The following is an 18,135-nucleotide window of genomic DNA, read 5'->3' as shown; positions in this document are numbered from 1 at the left end:
GCTCCGGTGCTCGAGGTCGCTCTGAAACAACTGGCGACTCTTTGATACAGGTCGTTACATTTAGTAACAGCACGGACCGAATTGTATGAACACGTTTTGCAGAAAGCAATCCTTTTCTCAAAAATATGTCGCGAAAACTCGACGCAGTTCCGGTAAGTTTTTCACAAAGGCGTAATACTCATGGATGAATGAGCAACCATCATGGCCAAACACGCCGAAAGCCTTACCAGGCAAGGGTCTGGGAAAAAGTGCCGAAACCGCGCGGCAGGTGTTCGGGACCGCTGGGGCGGCGAATTCTTTTGAGAAAGGGAAAAGCAAGGGATTGATGTTCGCGGTAAAAACTGCGGTATTCGCGTCGTGGATGCGAAATGAGAATGTGTAACGTATATGCGAATTGGATGTAACAATCGATCCCGGTATTCGTGTCATTTGTAACTTGAACCGCGCTCCACAGCGGCGGTGCCTCGGCGAGGGGCGGATTTTCTCTGAACGCTAGTAAAAATTCCGCCTTTCCGTGGGGGCGTGCGGCTATCCGCGGGCTCTCAAGCGGCCTCGTTGTCCGTGCCGGCTGCCTGAGCGGCGGCCAGCGCGCGCAACGTGTCGGCCGTCTGCTGGTCGGCCGGGAAGAACGCTTCGATGGCGAGTTCCGACAAGGTGACGTCGACTGGCGTGCCGAACACGGTCGTCGTGCTAAAAAGCGACAGCACGCCGTGCGGCGTGTCGAGTCGCAACGGCACCGCGATCGGGTCGAGCGGCGCAGCCTCTTCGGGCCGTGCATCCCTTGCGCCGGACGGGATCGCATAGCCGGCCAGTTCTTCGTGCAAGGCGGCGAGCGTCGCGTCGCCGCTCACTTCGACCTGGCGCTGCAGCCGTGCGAGCAGGTGCGCGCGCCACGCGTGCCAGTTGACGATCGAAGACGCGATGCCGTCCGGATGGAGCGAGAGGCGCAACGCGTTGACCGGAGGCGCGAGCAGCGCGGGCGAAGCGGCCGCGACGAGCGGCCCCAGCGCGCGGTTTGCGGCGACGATGGTCCAGTGCCGGTCGACAGCGACGGCCGGATAGGGCTCGTGTCCCTTCAATACCCGCTCGACCGCTTCGCGTGCAGCGCCCAGTTGCGGATCGGATAGCGGCCGCTCGCGAAAGAGCGGCGCATAGCCGGCCGCGACGAGCAGCGCATTGCGCGCGCGCAGCGGCACGTCGAGCCGTTCGGCGAGATGCATGATCATTTCGCGGCTCGGCGTGGCCCGCCCCGATTCGACAAAGCTCAAGTGACGCGTCGAGACGTCCGCCTCCGACGCCAGCAGCAGCTGGCTCATGCGGCGCCGCTGGCGCCATTCGCGCAACAGCTCGCCGACTGTCCTGCTTGTCGGCGGTGTCGCGCGCTCGCTCGGGGAAAGGATGTGCGTGTCCATGGCGGCGATGATAGCCAATGCACGCACGAAATCCATTACCTCCAGGGTAACGGAATGCGAAGGCGAAGCCGCTGCCGCCGCGAGCTTTCCACGGAATACACCGGGGGCCGCGCGTGTTTTGTCTTTCGTAGGCCGTTTTGATCTGCTTCGATCTGCTGTTCTTACGTAGTGCGTGGGGTTCGGAAAGATGCGTTGCGAACCTATTACCTCGCACGTAATCGACTTGCGGCTGCGTATCGCAGAACCTTCAGTCAGAGCTTGCAGCGAATGTTTGACTTCGCAAGCCAGGCTCTGGATCAACCGATCAACCTCTCTGAAGGAGTTTGCAATGAGTGCGCATACCGCTTTGATCGACCGCTATTTCGACACGTGGAATGAAACCGACGCGTCGCGCCGCATGGAACTGATCGTCGCGACCTGGGCAAGCGACGCGACGTATGCCGACCCGCTGCTGTCCGCTCAGAGCCACGAAGGCATCGACGCGATGATTCGCGCTGTGCATGAGCGCTTCCCGCAACACAGGTTGCGCCGTACGACCGCGGTCGACGGTTTCGCGGACCGCCTCAGATTTTCGTGGGAATTGTCGACGCCTGAAGGGGTTTCGATTATCAAAGGCTCCGATTTCGGTCAGGTCGATGCGAACGGACGACTGCAGGCCGTGACCGGTTTTCTCGATGAGGCGCCGTCCGCGGTTTGATTGCCACCCCTCGTTAGTGATAAGGAGCACGTTAAATGCACGAGCCCGCTGCCGCGCCATCCGCCGCAAAATTCGCGCGCGCGCTTGGCGTTGTCGATGCGTTGTCTGCCGCCATCGCGGGCTTTGCGCTATTCGCAGGCGCGCGTGCGTTCGCGTTTCTTGCGATTGTCGCGCTTCGCGAACCGGTGCTCGGCGGCGCAGGGCTCGTGCTGCTTGCGATGGTCGGATGGGTCAGGTGGTTTTGCCGGCAGGTCGTCGTCGAACGGCCGGCTACCCGGCGTGCGGCCGCGCAACGCGGCGCACACGACGAGCAGCAATCTGCCGACGCGTCCGCTCCCGCAGTCATCACGCAGGACTACGCGACTGCGTCGGATTCCTCATCGCTTGCATACACCAGAAGCAGCGCAGCCCGGTCCGCTCCATGCACGATTCTTCATACATCCAGGGCACTCGATTAACGGATCCCATTCCGTACAGTAATGACTGGTATTCGGATGCGACATTCATTTAAAAAACGTGACAAGATCCGCTAAAGCACTTGATTAACCGTTCTATCGCGCATTCAAGCGCGTGGTTAGTGCATTAATGCGGGCGCATTGATTGTTGAATTGCGCTCATTCGGGTGATGAAGCGCAAGCATGATCAAAAGTGAGCTCGCAGCGCCGGCCGCGACGATCGCGGAAGGCGCAATGGTCTATGTGATCGACGACGACGATTCGGTGCGCGAAGCGGTACGCGCATTGTTGACGTCGGTTGGCATGCGCGTCGAAGTCTTTTCGACCGCGCAGGAATTTTTCGCCTACGAGAGGCTGGATGTGCCCGCCTGTCTGATTCTCGACGTGCGATTGCGCGGGCAAAGCGGACTCGTCGTGCAGGAGCAGATCGCCGCACAACAAATGAGGATTCCGATTGTCTTCATGACCGCGCACGGCGATATTGCGATGTCGGTCAAGGCGATGAAGGCCGGGGCCGCCGATTTCCTGGCCAAGCCGTTTCGCGACCAGGATCTGCTCGATGCAGTGACGCTCGCTATCGCCGGTGACGAGGAACGCCGCGAAGCCGACCGTTCTTTTGCGGAATTGCGGCGCCGCTATGCGTTGCTGACGCCGCGCGAACGGCAGGTGATGGCGCGCGTCGTCAACGGCTTGCGCAATCGGCAGATCGCCGAGGAAATGAACCTCAGCGAAAACACGACGAAATTCCATCGCAATCAGGCGATGAAAAAGATGCAGTCGAAGTCGCTCGTGGATTTCGTGCTGATGGGCGGCGTGCTTGGTTTGCAGGAAGCGCCGTACCAGAAAGGCGGGGCGGGTTTCGGGTCTGATCTCGAGGCCGGCATATGAGCCGGCCCCGCCTCGTTGCGCGCCGCGACCGATGCGTGCGGCTCAGTTCTTGACGACCGACGCCTGGTAAATCTGATCGATGGCCTTCGAGAGCGTCTTGTTGAACTCGCTGTCGCTCATCGATTTCTTCAGGTCGTTGATGAGCGCGCGCGAGAAGCTCGCGATTACGCCGTGGTTCGACGCGAGGCGCTCGCACGCATCGTCGAGCGTATAGCCGCCCGATAGTGCGACGACGCGCACGACGCGCGGATGATCGACGAGCGGCCGATAGAAGTCGGGCACTTCCGGCAGCGTGAGCTTCAGCATGACCTGGCTCGTTTCCGGCAGCGCATTGAGGCCCTTGTGCAGTTCGGCGAGCAGTACCTTTTCCGCGCCCGCCTTGTCCGGCGTCTTGATCGATACTTCCGGTTCGAGAATCGGCACGAGTCCGTGCTTGCTGATCTGCGCGCCGAATTCGAATTGTTGTTTGACGATCGCGGCAATGCCCGCGGCGGAATTCTGGTTGACCAGCGAACGCATCTTGGTGCCGAAGATGCCGAGTTTCACCGCGCGCTCGAGCAGCGCGTCGAGGCCGGGAATCGGTTTCATCAGACGCACGCCGTCGGCTTCGTCGAGCAGGCCCTTGTCGACCTTGAGGAACGGCACGACGCCGCGGTCTTCCCACAGGAACGACGGCGCGGGTTTGCCCTGCACCTGACCGTCCATCGTCATTTCGAACAGGATCGCGCCGATCACCTTGTCGCCGCTGAACGACGGGTCGCTAATGATGCGTGCGCGCATCTCGTGCATGAGCTTGAACATCTCGGCGTCGCCGCTGTAAGCGTCGTCCGGAATCCCGTATTGCCGCAATGCGCCGGGCGTCGAGCCGCCGCTCTGATCGAGAGCGGCGATGAATCCCGGCTTGTCTGTCATCTGCGCAAGCATTTTGTCGTTTGCCATGAGCATTTCTCCGTGAGCTAAAACAAAAATCGCTGCAAAGCGCACCCGGTACGGGTCCGTTGAATCCGTCGATATCAAAGTGTACTGGCAATAGCGCGCGATCTCGTGAAATCGACGCGACGCCGCGCTTGGCGGGCCGTACGCCGCCGCGCTCACGCGAGCCACCCTTGCGTTTAGCCTTGGCATTTAGCAACGTATGTGCCGCGCATTCCGTCCGCTTTGCCGCGCTGTAACCGAGTTAGGTGAAAACCCCGAGAAGCGTGTGCTTCGGCGCGCAAGCCTTCTGCGACGGGCCGCAAGCGCACACACGTCCCGTTATCGACGAATCGTGGCGTGAAATCAACGTAACGCCACTTGTTAAGATTCTCTCATTGACATACGATTCATTGCGAACAACCCATCAGCCGTTGCTGTGCATCGCACAAAACCGCGAACGTCTCATGCCAGAAGCTTCTACCTTGTCTTCCTCCGTGGTCGCGTTGTCGCGCGGCGCCATCGTTCATCCCACGCGCAATCCGGGCGCGCCGTTCGACCCTTCGTGGTTCGACGACGTGCGGGTCAATCAGTCGGCCGTCGAGCGGCGCACCGCGACGCTCGGCACGCGCCGCACCGTCAAGAAAGATGCACAGGCCGCCTGGCTTCTGAAAGCGATCACCTGTATCGATCTGACGACGCTGAACGGCGACGATACCGAAGGCCGCGTGCGGCGCCTGTGCGCGAAAGCGCGCCAGCCGGTGCGCGCCGATATCCTCGCCGAACTGGGCATCGCGCCGCATGGCATCACGACCGGTGCCGTGTGCGTGTACCACCGTTTCGTCGCGACGGCGGTCGATGCGCTGCGCGGCAGCGGTATTCCGGTCGCGGCCGTGTCGACCGGCTTCCCCGCCGGTCTCAATCCGCACGAGCTGAAACTGAAGGAGATCGAAGCGTCGGTTGCCGATGGCGCCGAGGAAATCGACATCGTCGTCACGCGCGAGCACGTGCTGACCGGCAACTGGCGCGCACTATATGAAGAGGTGCGCGACTTCCGCGCCGCGTGCGGCCATGCGCATCTGAAGGCGATTCTCGCGACCGGCGATATCCGCACGCTGTCGAACGTGGCCCGCGCATCGATGGTGTGCATGATGGCCGGCGCCGATTTCATCAAGACGTCGACGGGCAAGGAAGGCGTCAACGCAACGCTCGACGTGTCGCTCGTGATGGTGCGCATGATTCGCGAGTATCACGCGCGCACGGGCGTGCTGATCGGCTTCAAGCCGGCCGGCGGCGTATCCGATGCGAAAACCGCGTTGCTTTACCAGATCCTGATGAAGGAAGAGCTGGGCCGCGCGTGGCTCGAGCCCGAATTGTTCCGTATCGGCGCGTCGAGTCTGCTGGCCGATATCGAGCGTCAGCTCGAGCATCACGCTAGCGGCCGTTACTCGTCCTTCAACCGCCATCCCGTTGCATAACGTTGCATCTGCAAGCATTCCGATTCTCATGAGCGTAGCCGAGTATTTTTCATCGATGGATTACGGTCCCGCCCCGGAGGACGACAAGCCCGCGCGCGCGTGGCTCGCGCAGCATCACGGCGTCTTCGGTCATTTCATCGGCGGCGCGTGGCGCGCGCCGTCTTCAGCCGAGCGTTTCGCGACGCACGAGCCGGCAACCGGCGACGAACTCGCGCAGATCGCGCAGGGCGACGCAGCCGATGTCGATGCGGCGGTCGCCGCCGCGCGTGCCGCGCAGCCCGCATGGCGTGCGCTTGGCGGCGTGGGGCGCGCGCGGCATCTGTATGCGCTCGCGCGCATGGTGCAGCGGCATAGCCGTCTGTTCGCGGTGCTCGAGGCGCTCGACAACGGCAAGCCGATTCGCGAAACGCGCGACCTCGATATCCCGCTCGTCGCCCGGCACTTTCTGCATCACGCGGGCTGGGCGCAACTGCAGGACAGCGAATTCGCCGACTATTCGCCGCTTGGCGTGATCGGTCAGATCGTGCCGTGGAATTTCCCACTGCTGATGCTTGCGTGGAAGATCGCCCCCGCGCTCGCAACCGGCAATTGCGTCGTGCTGAAGCCGGCCGAATACACACCGCTCACCGCCTTGCTGTTCGCCGAACTCGCGCAGCGCGCCGGCTTGCCGGCCGGCGTGCTCAACGTCGTGACGGGCGATGGCCGCACCGGTGCGGCGCTCGTCGATCATCCGGACGTCGACAAGATCGCGTTCACCGGTTCGACCGAGGTCGGCCGCCTGATTCGCGAGGCTACCGCGGGCTCCGGCAAATCGCTGACGCTCGAACTCGGCGGCAAGTCGCCGTTTATCGTGTTCGACGATGCCGATCTCGACGGCGCTGTCGAAGGCGTGGTCGACGCGATCTGGCTCAATCAGGGCCAGGTGTGCTGTGCAGGCTCGCGTCTGCTCGTGCAGGAAGGCGTCGAAGCGCGCTTCATCGAAAAGCTGAAGCGCCGCATGGCGACGCTGCGTGTCGGCCCGTCGCTCGACAAGGGCATCGATATCGGCGCGATCGTCGATCCGGTGCAACTCGAGCGGATCGAGTCGCTCGTTGAAGCAGGGCGCCGCGAAGGCTGCCAGATCTGGCAATCGCCCGAAACCGGCGTGCCGAGCCGCGGCTGTTTCTATCCGCCGACGCTCGTGACCGGCGTCGCTCCGGCGTCGACGCTTGCGCAGCAAGAGATTTTCGGGCCCGTGCTGGTGACGATGAGCTTTCGCACGCCCGACGAAGCCGTTGCACTGGCCAACAACACGCGCTATGGACTTGCCGCGAGCGTGTGGAGCGAGACGATCGGCCGCGCGCTCGATATCGCGCCGCGCCTTGCGTGCGGCGTGGTCTGGGTCAACGCGACGAACCTGTTCGACGCGGCGGTCGGCTTCGGCGGTTATCGCGAATCGGGCTATGGGCGCGAAGGCGGGCGCGAGGGCATTCACGAATACCTGAAGCCGAACGCTTGGCTTAATCTGCCGCAGCGGCGTGCGGTGCAGCGTGTCGCAAGCGAAGCGTTGACGGCCGATGCGGAGGTCGCATGGCAGTCGGGCGATCCGTTCAACGTCGATCGCACCGCGAAGCTTTTTGTCGGCGGCAAGCAGGTCCGGCCGGACAGCGGGTATTCGCTGCCCGTGTTCGCAGCGGACGGCTCGCTCGCGGGAGAAGTCGGCGCGGGCAACCGCAAGGACATCCGCAATGCGGTGGCAGCCGCGCGCGGTGCGCAGAAGTGGTCGGCTACGACCGCGCACAATCGCGCGCAGGTGCTGTACTTCCTTGCCGAAAATCTCGCGGTGCGCTCGCATGAATTCGTCGCGCAGCTGGTTGCACGCACGGGTGCGAGCGAGGCGGACGCGCGCAATGAAGTTGAAGCGTCGGTCAATCGCCTCTTTACGTACGCGGCGTGGGCCGACAAATACGACGGCGCCGTGCATGCGCCGCCGCTGCGCGGCGTGGCGCTCGCGATGCACGAACCGCTCGGCGTGATCGGCATTGCGTGCCCGGATGAGGCGCCGCTGCTCGCGTTCGTGTCGCTGGTCGCGCCGGCGCTGGCGATGGGCAATCGCGTCGTCGCCGTGCCGAGCGAGACGTGCCCGCTCGCCGCAACGGATTTTTATCAGGTCGTGGAAACATCGGATGTGCCCGCGGGCGTGCTGAATATCGTTACCGGCGAGCGTGCGGGTTTGCTCGACGCGCTTGCGAAACACGACGACGTCGACGCGCTCTGGTGCTTCGGCGATGCAGGCGAATCGACGCGCGTCGAGCGCGCGTCAACCGGCAACCTGAAGCGAACGTTCGTCGATTACGGGCACCGCTTCGACTGGTTCGACCGCTCGACCGAAGGGCAGGCGCTGTTGCGCCAGGCTGTGCAGGTGAAGAACATCTGGATCCCGTACGGCGATTGATGCGCGTGGGCGCCTGAAGGGCGGCCCACGCGGCACGCCAACCGAAACGGAGGAGACAACGTGCTGAAGAATGTAGATCCGCTGCTCAATGCCGACGTGCTGTATGCGCTGCGTGCGATGGGGCACGGCGATGAGCTCGTCATTTGCGATGCGAATTTCCCCGCCGACTCCGTTGCGCGCGCAACGGTGCTCGGCAAGCTGCTGCGTATCGACGGCGCCGACGCGCCGCGCGCGATTCGCGCGGTCCTGTCGGTGCTGCCGCTCGACACCTTCGTCGACGATCCGGCGCTGCGCATGGAAGTGGTCGGCGAGCCGAACACGATTCCGGCCGTGCAGCGCGAAGCGCAAGCGGAAGTGAACGCCGCCGAAGGCCGTGATCTGGCGTTCAGGCCGATCGAACGGTTCGCGTTTTACGAGCGCGCCCGCAGCGCTTATTGCGTGATCGCAACCGGCGAACAGCGCGGGTATGGCTGCTTTGTATTCAAGAAGGGCGTGCAGCTTGCGCCGGACGTCGCGAAGCAAGCTCCCTCGGGGGACCAGTCGAAGGATCAGGGCAAATGACCGCGCAGTCGCAAGTGCAAGGCCGTGTGGTGATCCTCGGCATCTACGTGACCGATCTGACGTTTCGCGCGCAGCGCATGCCGCTGATCGGCGAAACGATTGCCGGCTCCGCTTTCGCGATGGGGCCCGGCGGCAAGGGCTCGAACCAGGCCGTTGCGGCCGCGCGCGCGGGCGCCGACGTGGTGTTCTGCACGCGCCTCGGTAACGACGCCTTCGGCCAGATCGCCGAGGCCACCTGGCAAGCCGAAGGCATCACGTCGCGCGCAACGGTGGTCGAAGGCGCATCGACGGGCGCTGCGCATATTTTCGTCGACGACACGACGGGTATGAACGCGATCATCGTCGCATCGGGTGCCGCGGGCACGATGAGCGCCGCGGATGTCGACGCAATCGAAGCCGACATCGCCAGCGCGCGCGTGTTCGTGACGCAGCTCGAGCAGCCGATTCCCGCCGCGAAGCGCGGCCTTGAAGTCGCGCGCAAGCACGGCGTGACGACGGTGTTCAATCCCGCGCCCGCGTTGCCGCTCGACGACGACATCTTCCCGCTGTGCGACTACATCACGCCGAACGAAACCGAGACGGCGGCGTTGACCGGCATGCCGGTCAACGACGTCGACGAGGCGCGCCGCGCAGCCGACGTGTTGCTGAAAAAGGGCGTCGGCACCGTGATCGTCACGCTTGGCGAAGCGGGTGCGTTGCTGCATTGCGCGCAGCAATCGGTGTTCGTGGCCGCATATCGCTGCGGACGTGTCGTCGAAACGGCCGGCGCCGGCGACGGCTTCACCGGCGGTTTCGCGGCGGCGCTTGCGCGCGGCGAAGATCCGGTTGCGGCGATGCGCTTCGGCTGCGCGCTCGCAGGCATTTCGGTCACGCGTCCCGGTACCGCGCCGTCCATGCCGACACGCCGGGAAATCGATGAAGTGCTCGGCCGCGCGGCCGAGGCGGCACGCTAAACGCGGGCGAACAGATCAGCCGTAAGGAAGGCGCGAATGAACGGATCTCTTCTCGCAAAATGGTTTCATGACCGGCAGCTGAATTTTCTGCTCGCCGTGAATCTGGTGGTCGTGCTCGTCGCGATCGGGCTCTCGCATGGCGACTTCGTCGGCATCGACAACCTGCAGTCGATGGGCGCGCAGCTTCCCGAGATCGCGCTGCTCGCGCTCGGCATCATGCTGTCGATGCTATCGGGCAACGGCGGCATCGATCTTTCCGGCGTGGGGCTCGCGAATCTGTCGGGCATGATCGCGGCGCTGATCGTGCCCAAATTCGTGAGCGGCGACAATTCGCCGGCGCTGTTTACGGCGTTGTTCTGCGTGATCGTGCTGGTTTCGGGGCTGCTCGGCGGCTTGCTGAACGGCATCATCATCGCGCGCCTCAAGCTCACGCCGATTCTCTGTACGCTCGGCACGCAACTGCTGTTTACAGGCATCGCCGTCGCGCTCAGCAATGGCGCGTCGGTGCACGTCGACTACGTCGAACCGCTCTCCGATATCGGCAACGGCACATTTTTCCAGGTGCCGATCCAGTTCATTATTTTCATGGCGGCCGTCGTGCTGCTCGGCTGGCTGCTCAAACGCACGCCGTTCGGACTGCGTCTCTATCTGATGGGCACGAACCAGCGCGCCGCGTTCTACGCGGGTATTCCGCGCGACCGGATGCTGATCATCACGTACACGATGTGCGGCGTGCTCGCGTCGCTGGCCGGGCTCGTCAGCGTGACGCACACGCTGAGCGCGAAATGGGACTACGGTAATTCGTATCTGCTGATCGCGATCCTGATTGCGGTGATGGGCGGTGTGAATCCGGCCGGCGGCTACGGACGCATCATCTGCGTTTTCTTTGCCGCGACCGTATTGCAGTTTCTATCGAGCCTTTTCAATCTGCTCGGCGTTTCGCAGTTTTTCGGCGATTGCGCGTGGGGTTTTTTGCTGCTGCTGTCGCTTGCATTCGCGGGCGGCGTGCGCGTGCGCGCGATTTTCGGTCTCGAAGCGAAGCCGCCGCAAACCGGCGGCAAGCGCGAGGCGCGCGGCTAGCGCATAGCAGGAAATCGGGCGGGCGACGTGCCTCGGGCGTCCGTCTTCGTCAATCGTGGGGCATCAACGAATAAGTCAGGAGACAACTAATATGAAATCCGTACGATTCAGCGTTGCCCTCACAGCATGCGCGCTTGCGGCCGGGATCGCGGCCACCGCGTACGCGGCAACCAATCAAACTATTGTCACCGTGGTCAAGGTGACGGGCATTAGCTGGTTCAACCGGATGGACGAAGGCGTCAAGGAGTTCGGTAAGGAAAACCCCGGCGTGACGGTCTACCAGACGGGGCCGGGGCGTGCCGACGCGGCGCAGCAGTTGAAGATCATCGAAGACCTGATCGCGAAGAAAGTGAACGCGATCGCGGTCGTTCCGTATGATCCGCCGACGCTGGAACCTGCGCTCAAGAAAGCGATGGATCGCGGCATCAAGGTCGTCACGCACGAAGCCGACAACGAGAAGAACACGAATGTCGACGTCGAAGCGTTCGACAACAGCGAGTACGGCGCCGCGCTCAACGAGCGGCTCGCATCGTGCATGCACGACGAAGGCAAATGGGCGACGCTGGTCGGCTCGCTCGGTAGCCGCTCGCAGGTGCAGTGGGCCAACGGCGGCATCGACAACGCGGCCAAGAAGTATCCGAAGATGCAGCTCGTCGAGAAGAACCTCGAAACGAATAACGACGGCGAGCGCGCCTATGAAGTGGCCAAGGAAGTGTTGCGCAAGCATCCGGACCTGAAGGGCTTCCAGGGTTCGTCGTCGCTCGACGTGATCGGTATTGGGCGTGCGGTCGAAGAGTCGGGCCTGCAGGGCAAGATCTGCGTCTATGGCACGGGCCTGCCGACCGAAGCGGGCAAGTTCCTCGAAAGCGGCGCGATCAACGGCATCGCCTTCTGGGATCCGAAGCTCGCGGGCCTCGCGATGAACAAGATTGCGAAGATGCTGCTCGACGGCAAGACGGTCGAGAACGGCGCGAACCTGGGCCTGCCGGGCTACGAGAAGGTGACGGTGTCGAAAGGGCCGGGCAAGGGCATTATCGTTCGCGGTCAGGGCTGGGTCAGCGTCGACAAATCGAATTACAAGCAGTACTCGTTCTAGGCAGGATGAGGCGGCATGTCGAAGCAGTTCGATTGCCGCCTTCAACGCCTGACTTTTGCCACCTGCTTTCGACCTTTGTTTTGACCTCTGCTTTTTGACCTTTTGTGTTGCCGCGCATCCGGGCCACGTCATGCAGCAAGAAAGCGTGCAGTGTGTTGCGTCCCGGCGCGGATGCGCGTTTGAAGACTACGGCTTCGTATCATGAACTCACCCGTTTCCTCGACACCGTTTCTCGAAGTGGTCGGCGTGCACAAGCGCTTTACCGGCGTGCATGCGCTGCGCGGCGTGAGCCTGTCGTTCCAGCGCGGACAGATCTATCACCTGCTCGGCGAAAACGGCTGCGGCAAGAGCACGCTGATCAAGATCATCTCGGGCGCACAACCGCCCGACGAAGGCGAACTCGTGATCGAGGGCGTGCATCATGCGCGCCTGTCGGCGCTCGAGTCGCTCGCGGCCGGCATCGAGACCGTGTATCAGGATCTGTCGCTGCTGCCGAACATGAGCGTCGCGGAGAACGTTGCGCTCACAACGGAACTGGCCGAGCACAACGGGCGCCTCGCGCGCACGTTCGATCGCAAGGCGCTCGCGGAAACGGCAAAGCGGGCGCTGCATGCCGTGGGCCTGCCCGGCGACCCGGAATTCCAGGCGACGCTGATCGAGCAGTTGCCGCTGGCGACGCGCCAGCTCGTCGCGATCGCGCGTGCGATTGCGAGCGAAGCGAAGTTCGTGATCATGGACGAACCGACCACGTCGCTCACGCAAAAGGAAGTCGATAACCTGATCGCCGTGTTAGCCAATCTGCGCGCGCAAGGCGTGACCGTGCTGTTCGTGAGCCACAAGCTCGACGAATGCTATGCGATCGGCGGCGAAGTGATCGTGCTGCGCGACGGTCAGAAGATGGCGCAAGGCCCGATCGAGCAATTCACCAAGGCGCAAATCAGCGAACTGATGACGGGCCGGCAACTGTCGACCGAGCGTTACCGCGAAGGCGGGGCGGGCGTCGGCGGCGAGGTGGTGCTCGACGTCAGGCATCTGACGCGCGCGGGGCAGTTCAGCGACGTGTCGTTCACCTTGCATCGCGGCGAAATTCTCGGCGTGACCGGACTGCTCGATTCGGGCCGCAACGAACTGGCGCGGGCATTGGCCGGCGTCGCGCCGGCCGAGAGCGGCGAACTCGCGCTCGACGGCAACGCGATTACCGTGCGCACGCCTTCCGACGCGAAAGAGCACCGCATCGGCTATGTGCCCGAAGATCGTCTCAACGAAGGCCTCTTTCTCGACAAGCCGATTCGCGACAACGTGATTACCGCGATGATCTCGAGCTTGCGCGATCGCTTTGGCCAGGTGGACCGCGCCCGCGCCCAGGCGCTCGCGGTGGAAACCGTGAAAGAACTGCAGATCGCCACACCCGATGTCGACAAGCCCGTGCAATCGCTGTCGGGCGGCAACCAGCAGCGCGTGCTGATCGGCCGCTGGCTCGCCATCGACCCGCGTGTGCTGATCCTGCATGGGCCGACCGTCGGCGTCGACGTCGGTTCGAAGGACATCATCTATCGCATCATGCAGCGGCTTTCGCAGCGGGGCATCGGCATCATTCTGATCAGCGACGACTTGCCCGAACTGCTGCAGAACTGCGACCGCATTCTGATGATGAAGAAAGGTCGCGTCGCGAACGAGTATCGCGCGGACCGGCTGGACGAAGCGGACCTGTATCACGCGTTGCTGTCGGAAGCGGCTTGAGGATCGACAGCGGCGGATAGCGTGTACAGCACAGTGCTTCGAAGTTTTAGAGCTTAAAGGAAGTCAACGATGTCATCGAGCGTGAACCGGACCATGGCCACTCCTAACGTCGTCAAAATCGCACCCGAGGTCAAGCCGCCCAGCTGGCGCACGCGTCTTGCGCGTCAACCGGAATGGTTTACGTTTGCCCTGATCGTCGTGGCGTGCGCGATCGTCGGCGCGATCAACCCGCGCTTTTTCCAGTTCGCAACACTGTTCGACCTGCTGCATTCGGCGACGACGGTGTCGCTATTTGCGCTCGGCACGCTCGTCGTGCTCGCGTCGGGCGGCATCGACGTCTCGTTCACCGCGATCGCCGCGCTGACCATGTACGCGATCACGAAAGCCGTTTTCGCGTGGTGGCCCGACGCACCGTTCGCGTTGATCCTGCTGACAGGCGCAATCGGCGGCATCGTGCTAGGGCTCATTAACGGGGTGCTGGTGTATCGCCTCAAGGCGCCGTCGCTGATCGTGACGATCGGCACGCAATATCTGTATCGCGGGATTCTGCTGACCTTCGTCGGCACGGTGTTCTTTATGAATATCCCGCACAGCATGGACCACTTCGGGCGCATTCCGCTGATCTTCTATCACACGGCCGACGGTTTGCGCGCCGTGTTGCCGGCTTCGGTGCTCGCGCTCGTGATCGCAGCAGTGGTGACGTGGTGGCTGCTCAATCGCACGATGATGGGGCGCGGCGTCTATGCGATGGGCGGCAGTCTCGCGATTGCCGAGCGGCTCGGCTATAACCTGCGCGCGATTCATCTGTTCGTGTTCGGCTATACGGGCATGCTGGCCGGCATCGCGGGCATTCTGCACGTATCGAACAACCGGCTCGCCAATCCGTTCGATCTCGTGGGCTCGGAACTCGATGTGATCGCCGCAGTGATTCTGGGCGGCGCGCGCATTACAGGCGGCACCGGTACGGTGGTGGGCACGCTGCTTGGCGTCGTACTCGTGACGCTGATCAATAACGTGCTGATCCTGGTCGGCGTGCCGAGCACCTGGCAGAAGGTGATTATCGGCGCGTTCATTCTGATCGCGGGCACGCTGTTCGCGCTGCAGCGCAAAAAGCAGTAACGCGTCGCTTGCCACGCAAAAGGCGCCGGCGCTTATCTGCGCCGGCGTGCTTCCTGTCCCTTTTCGGTGATGATCGAATCGAAGTCGTCGATCTGCGAAAAGCGCACCGCCTTCACCACCCCGAACTTGCTGCTGTCCACCACGAGGTGGCTTTCGACCGCGCTCGCCATTGCGGCCTGCTTGAGCGCGACTTCGTGAAAATTCCAGCACGTGACGCCGCGTGCGGTATCGACACCACCCGCCGAAATGAACGCCTTGTTGATGCCCATGCGGCGCAATACCTCGATGCTTTCTTCGCCGGAAAACGAATCCGACGACGGCACATAGACCCCGCCTAGCAGAATCATCCGTACATTCGGCTTGCGCCGCAGAATTTCCGCGACGTTCAGCGAGTAACAGACGACTGTCACATTCGTTTCCGCCGGAATGAGGCGCGCGAGCGTAGTAAGCGTCGTGCCGCAGTCGATGAAGATCGTTTCGTTGCCGGCAATCAGGCGCGATGCGATCGACGATGCTTCCGCCTTTGCCTGCGCGAAGTGATCCTTTTCTTCTTCGAGCGAGTAGCCGACGTTATTGGGCACGTCGTTCGCGCTGACGATATATCCGCCGAGATAAGTGAATTTTCCTGGACTCGCGGCGATATCGCGTCGCACCGTCATTTCCGAAACGCCGAGTAGTGACGCCGCATCGCGCAGACGCATCACGTTTTGCCTTGCTAACGCATCGGCAAGCACATGCAGACGTTCAGTTTTGAGCATGGAAATCCTTGGGCGACGCGTGAGGACACGTCTGGATACGGCGTTAGATTTCGTTCGGGTTATGAGAGGATTATAACAACGCGTGTCATGGGTTGTGGGTTAAAAGCTTGCTTTAAGACGCTTTTTTACGCGGCCCGCGTACTTTTTTGCCGTGATCCATACGTCGTGCATACGCAGGATCGATCGACGAGGTGCCGATCGGCGGTAATCGGGGAACTGACGCTTTCTCGCAAGGTCTTTTGCATATTCGAAAGGGAGGGGACGATCCATGTCGCGTGCCGTTGAGTCCGGCGTGATTTTCATTGCACGTATTGCACTTGCGGTGATGTTCCTTTGGGGCGCGGCGATGAAAGCGCTCGGTTACGCAAGTTTTGTCGGTTACCTGCAGGCGCGGGGCGTGCCCTTCGTCGCGTTTGCGGCTCCGCTCGTCGTCGCCATCGAACTGCTCGGCGGGGTTTGCCTCGTGGTCGGGCTGCGGATCCGTTCGGTCGGTTTGATTCTTGCGATCTACACGGTGGCGACCGCGATTCTCGGGCATGATTTCTGGAACGTCACGGACGCCGCCCTGCAGCGCGACATGGTGGTGCATTTCTGGAAGAACATTGCGATTGCCGGCGGCTTCCTGTTGTTGACCGTGACAGGCGCGGGGCGTATCAGCATCGACGGCGCACGGGCGCCACGTAGCGGGCTGAACCTGTAGCCTTGTAGCAGAGTTGGGCCAGGCGCTTCCTGGCGGTGTCAATAAACTGTATCGGTTAACCTCAGATTGAGCTGACAAGGAGCACGCGATGATTCAAGCTTTCGACCATTTGATCGGTGGCCAGGTCATGCAGTTTTGCGCGAGCCTCGGCGAAGGGCCGACACCGCATCGCGTCATCATCAGTCAGGCCGATTCGGCCAAAACGCTCGTCATTCTCGACGCGTCCGGCTTGATCAGCACGATCAAGGCCGAGATCGAAGAGCCCGAAGACCTCGTCGCGAATGCGGTTCGCAAGGCACAAAGCGAAGGGCTCATCGAAAAAGCGCTCGAATCCGGGCAAATACAGGAAGTGAGCTTGTAAAACTTATCCGCGTGCGTGCGGATAAGGTTCCACGCGGCGCGCACATACGGCGGCAATCAGCAGAATCACCGTCGAAATGGCGGTCGCCGCGTGCAGGCCGTTCACGATATGGGCAGCCTGCGCGCCGCTTGCGAGCGCGCCGAACGCCGCGACGCCGACCGCGCCGCCGGCCTGGCGCGCCGTATTGAGCACCGCCGAAGCCGTGCCGGCGCGCCGTGCGTCGGCTGATGCGAGTACGGCGGTTGTCATTGCGGGAACGGCGAGGCCCATGCCGGATGGAATCAGCAGGAACGGCACGAGTAGCGCCCAAAGCGGTGTCTGTGCACCGGCCCGATGCAGAAGCCCATAGCCGAGCGCGGCAATCAGAGCGCCTGCCAGCATCGGCACGCGCGCGCCGAATTTTCCGATCACCCAGCCGCTCACGAGATTCGAAATCAGAAAACCGCCGGTGAGCGGCAGGAACGCGAGCCCGGCCTGCAACGGCGTATCGCCGCGCACACGCTGCAGGAAAAGGCTCAACACGAACACGACGCCGTAGTAGGTCAGATTCACGCAGATGCCGAACAGCACTGCGGCGCTGAACGTGCGTCTTGCGAAGAGCGACAGCGGTAGCATCGGCGAGGCGATGTGCCGCTCGGTCGCGACGAATGCGAACCCGGCCGCAAGCGCGAGGCCGAAACCGCCTGCAACGAGTGGATGTGCGAGTCCGAGCGGTCGCCATTCGATCACCGCGCCTGTGAATGCGGTCAACGCCACGACCGCGAATAGCTGACCGAGCGGATCGATTCCGCGCGCTCGTGCAGGGGGCGCGGCGGAAGTCGTCATCTCCGCTATCGCCGCCGCCGTCGTTATTGACGCGCCCTTCGGCAGCCATGCGAAAGTCGCCGCGAGACCCGCCGCGCACAACGGCAGATTTACGAGAAAGATGCTGCGCCAGCCGAATGCGTCGATCAGCACGCCGCCGATCACCGGACCCGCCGCGATCGAAATCGAGCCCGTGGCGGTCCACAGACCGACCGCACGCGCGCGCAGTTTCGGATCATGCGCGCACGACTGATTGAGCAGAGCGAGCGAAGTGGGCAGCATCGCCGCCGCTCCGACGCCCTGGCATGCACGCGCGGCGACGAGCCATGCGCCGTTCGCGGCGAGCCCGCACAGCAGCGACGCGAATGCAAACAGCGCAATGCCTGCCGCAAATATCCTGCGGGCTCCGAAGCGATCGCCAAGCGCACCGGCCGACAGCATCAGCACCGCGAATGCAAGCGTGTACGCGTCGACGATCCATTGCAGTGCCGTGACGTTTGCGCGAAGGTCGGCACCGATGCGCGCGAGCGCGACGTTGACGATCGTCACGTCGAGTTGCGTGACGACAAAGCCGACGCTGACCGTCGCAACGATCCGCGCAAGCGCAGGTGTCAAACGCGACGACGAAGTCGATGGCGACGGCTGGGGCGAGGAGGAAACGGATAGGGTTTTCATGAAACCCATGGT

Annotated in this window: 17 protein-coding genes; 13 read left to right on the top strand and 4 right to left on the bottom strand. The window is 62.7% G+C overall.

Going from position 1 to position 18,135, the window contains the following annotated elements; translation table 11 throughout:
• Positions 1-542: 542 nt before the first annotated feature.
• Positions 543-1,412 carry a helix-turn-helix domain-containing protein gene (locus tag BTO02_RS32295; RefSeq protein ID WP_442953471.1) on the bottom strand — a complete coding sequence of 290 codons (870 nt, stop codon included), beginning with the start codon at positions 1,410-1,412 and terminating at the stop codon, positions 543-545.
• A 328-nt stretch (positions 1,413-1,740) separates the two neighbouring features.
• On the opposite strand from BTO02_RS32295, the gene BTO02_RS32290 reads away from it, so the two are divergent.
• From BTO02_RS32290 to BTO02_RS32280, 3 genes are all read left to right on the top strand, one after another.
• Positions 1,741-2,109 (top strand): nuclear transport factor 2 family protein, encoded by a 369-nt coding sequence (locus BTO02_RS32290; protein WP_075161023.1) that lies wholly within the window; start codon positions 1,741-1,743, stop codon positions 2,107-2,109.
• A gap of 35 nt (positions 2,110-2,144) precedes the next feature.
• Positions 2,145-2,567 (top strand): hypothetical protein, encoded by a 423-nt coding sequence (locus tag BTO02_RS35335; protein ID WP_075161022.1) that lies wholly within the window; start codon positions 2,145-2,147, stop codon positions 2,565-2,567.
• A 180-nt stretch (positions 2,568-2,747) separates the two neighbouring features.
• Positions 2,748-3,452, top strand: coding sequence for a response regulator transcription factor (locus tag BTO02_RS32280; RefSeq protein WP_075161021.1), 705 nt, complete (start codon positions 2,748-2,750; stop codon positions 3,450-3,452).
• A 42-nt stretch (positions 3,453-3,494) separates the two neighbouring features.
• Here the strand turns inward: BTO02_RS32280 and BTO02_RS32275 are convergent, their stop codons facing one another.
• The gene (locus tag BTO02_RS32275; protein WP_075161600.1) at positions 3,495-4,391 is read right to left on the bottom strand and encodes a fructose bisphosphate aldolase; all 897 of its coding nucleotides are present in this window, start codon (positions 4,389-4,391) and stop codon (positions 3,495-3,497) included.
• 440 nt (positions 4,392-4,831) lie between these two features.
• Here BTO02_RS32275 and deoC point away from each other — a divergent pair, with 440 nt between their 5' ends.
• The 8 genes from deoC (at position 4,832) to BTO02_RS32235 (ending at position 14,825) form a co-directional block, all read left to right on the top strand.
• Complete coding sequence (gene deoC / locus BTO02_RS32270; RefSeq protein ID WP_075161599.1) at positions 4,832-5,842, top strand: deoxyribose-phosphate aldolase; 1,011 nt, start codon at positions 4,832-4,834, stop codon at positions 5,840-5,842.
• 28 nt (positions 5,843-5,870) lie between these two features.
• Positions 5,871-8,276, top strand: a complete 2,406-nt coding sequence (locus BTO02_RS32265) for an aldehyde dehydrogenase family protein (protein ID WP_075161020.1) — start codon at positions 5,871-5,873, stop codon at positions 8,274-8,276.
• A gap of 60 nt (positions 8,277-8,336) precedes the next feature.
• Positions 8,337-8,837 (top strand): RbsD/FucU family protein, encoded by a 501-nt coding sequence (locus BTO02_RS32260; RefSeq protein ID WP_075161019.1) that lies wholly within the window; start codon positions 8,337-8,339, stop codon positions 8,835-8,837.
• Positions 8,834-9,790 carry a ribokinase gene (gene rbsK, locus BTO02_RS32255; protein WP_075161018.1) on the top strand — a complete coding sequence of 319 codons (957 nt, stop codon included), beginning with the start codon at positions 8,834-8,836 and terminating at the stop codon, positions 9,788-9,790. Before BTO02_RS32260 ends, rbsK begins: the two co-directional genes overlap by 4 nt.
• A gap of 36 nt (positions 9,791-9,826) precedes the next feature.
• Positions 9,827-10,870 (top strand): ABC transporter permease, encoded by a 1,044-nt coding sequence (locus BTO02_RS32250; RefSeq protein ID WP_075161017.1) that lies wholly within the window; start codon positions 9,827-9,829, stop codon positions 10,868-10,870.
• Positions 10,871-10,961: 91 nt separating this feature from the next.
• A complete protein-coding gene (locus BTO02_RS32245; RefSeq protein WP_075161016.1) occupies positions 10,962-11,966 on the top strand; it encodes an autoinducer 2 ABC transporter substrate-binding protein in 1,005 nt (334 codons plus the stop codon).
• A gap of 201 nt (positions 11,967-12,167) precedes the next feature.
• Entirely contained in the window at positions 12,168-13,706 is a 1,539-nt protein-coding gene (locus tag BTO02_RS32240) for a sugar ABC transporter ATP-binding protein (RefSeq protein WP_075161015.1), read from the top strand.
• A gap of 69 nt (positions 13,707-13,775) precedes the next feature.
• Positions 13,776-14,825, top strand: a complete 1,050-nt coding sequence (locus tag BTO02_RS32235; RefSeq protein WP_075161014.1) for an ABC transporter permease — start codon at positions 13,776-13,778, stop codon at positions 14,823-14,825.
• A gap of 32 nt (positions 14,826-14,857) precedes the next feature.
• Here the strand turns inward: BTO02_RS32235 and BTO02_RS32230 are convergent, their stop codons facing one another.
• Entirely contained in the window at positions 14,858-15,583 is a 726-nt protein-coding gene (locus BTO02_RS32230; protein ID WP_075161013.1) for a DeoR/GlpR family DNA-binding transcription regulator, read from the bottom strand.
• Positions 15,584-15,851: 268 nt separating this feature from the next.
• Here BTO02_RS32230 and BTO02_RS32225 point away from each other — a divergent pair, with 268 nt between their 5' ends.
• Complete coding sequence (locus BTO02_RS32225) at positions 15,852-16,283, top strand: DoxX family protein (protein ID WP_075161012.1); 432 nt, start codon at positions 15,852-15,854, stop codon at positions 16,281-16,283.
• Positions 16,284-16,371: 88 nt separating this feature from the next.
• Positions 16,372-16,644, top strand: coding sequence for a hypothetical protein (locus BTO02_RS32220; protein WP_075161011.1), 273 nt, complete (start codon positions 16,372-16,374; stop codon positions 16,642-16,644).
• Between the two features lie 3 nt (positions 16,645-16,647).
• Here the strand turns inward: BTO02_RS32220 and BTO02_RS32215 are convergent, their stop codons facing one another.
• On the bottom strand, positions 16,648-18,123 hold the full coding sequence (locus tag BTO02_RS32215; protein WP_075161598.1) for an MFS transporter: 1,476 nt from the start codon (positions 18,121-18,123) through the stop codon (positions 16,648-16,650).
• Positions 18,124-18,135 lie beyond the last annotated feature (12 nt).

Origin of the sequence: Paraburkholderia sp. SOS3 (assembly GCF_001922345.1) — a bacterium.
GTDB lineage: Bacteria > Pseudomonadota > Gammaproteobacteria > Burkholderiales > Burkholderiaceae > Paraburkholderia.
This window is presented reverse-complemented; position numbering and strand designations above follow the sequence as displayed.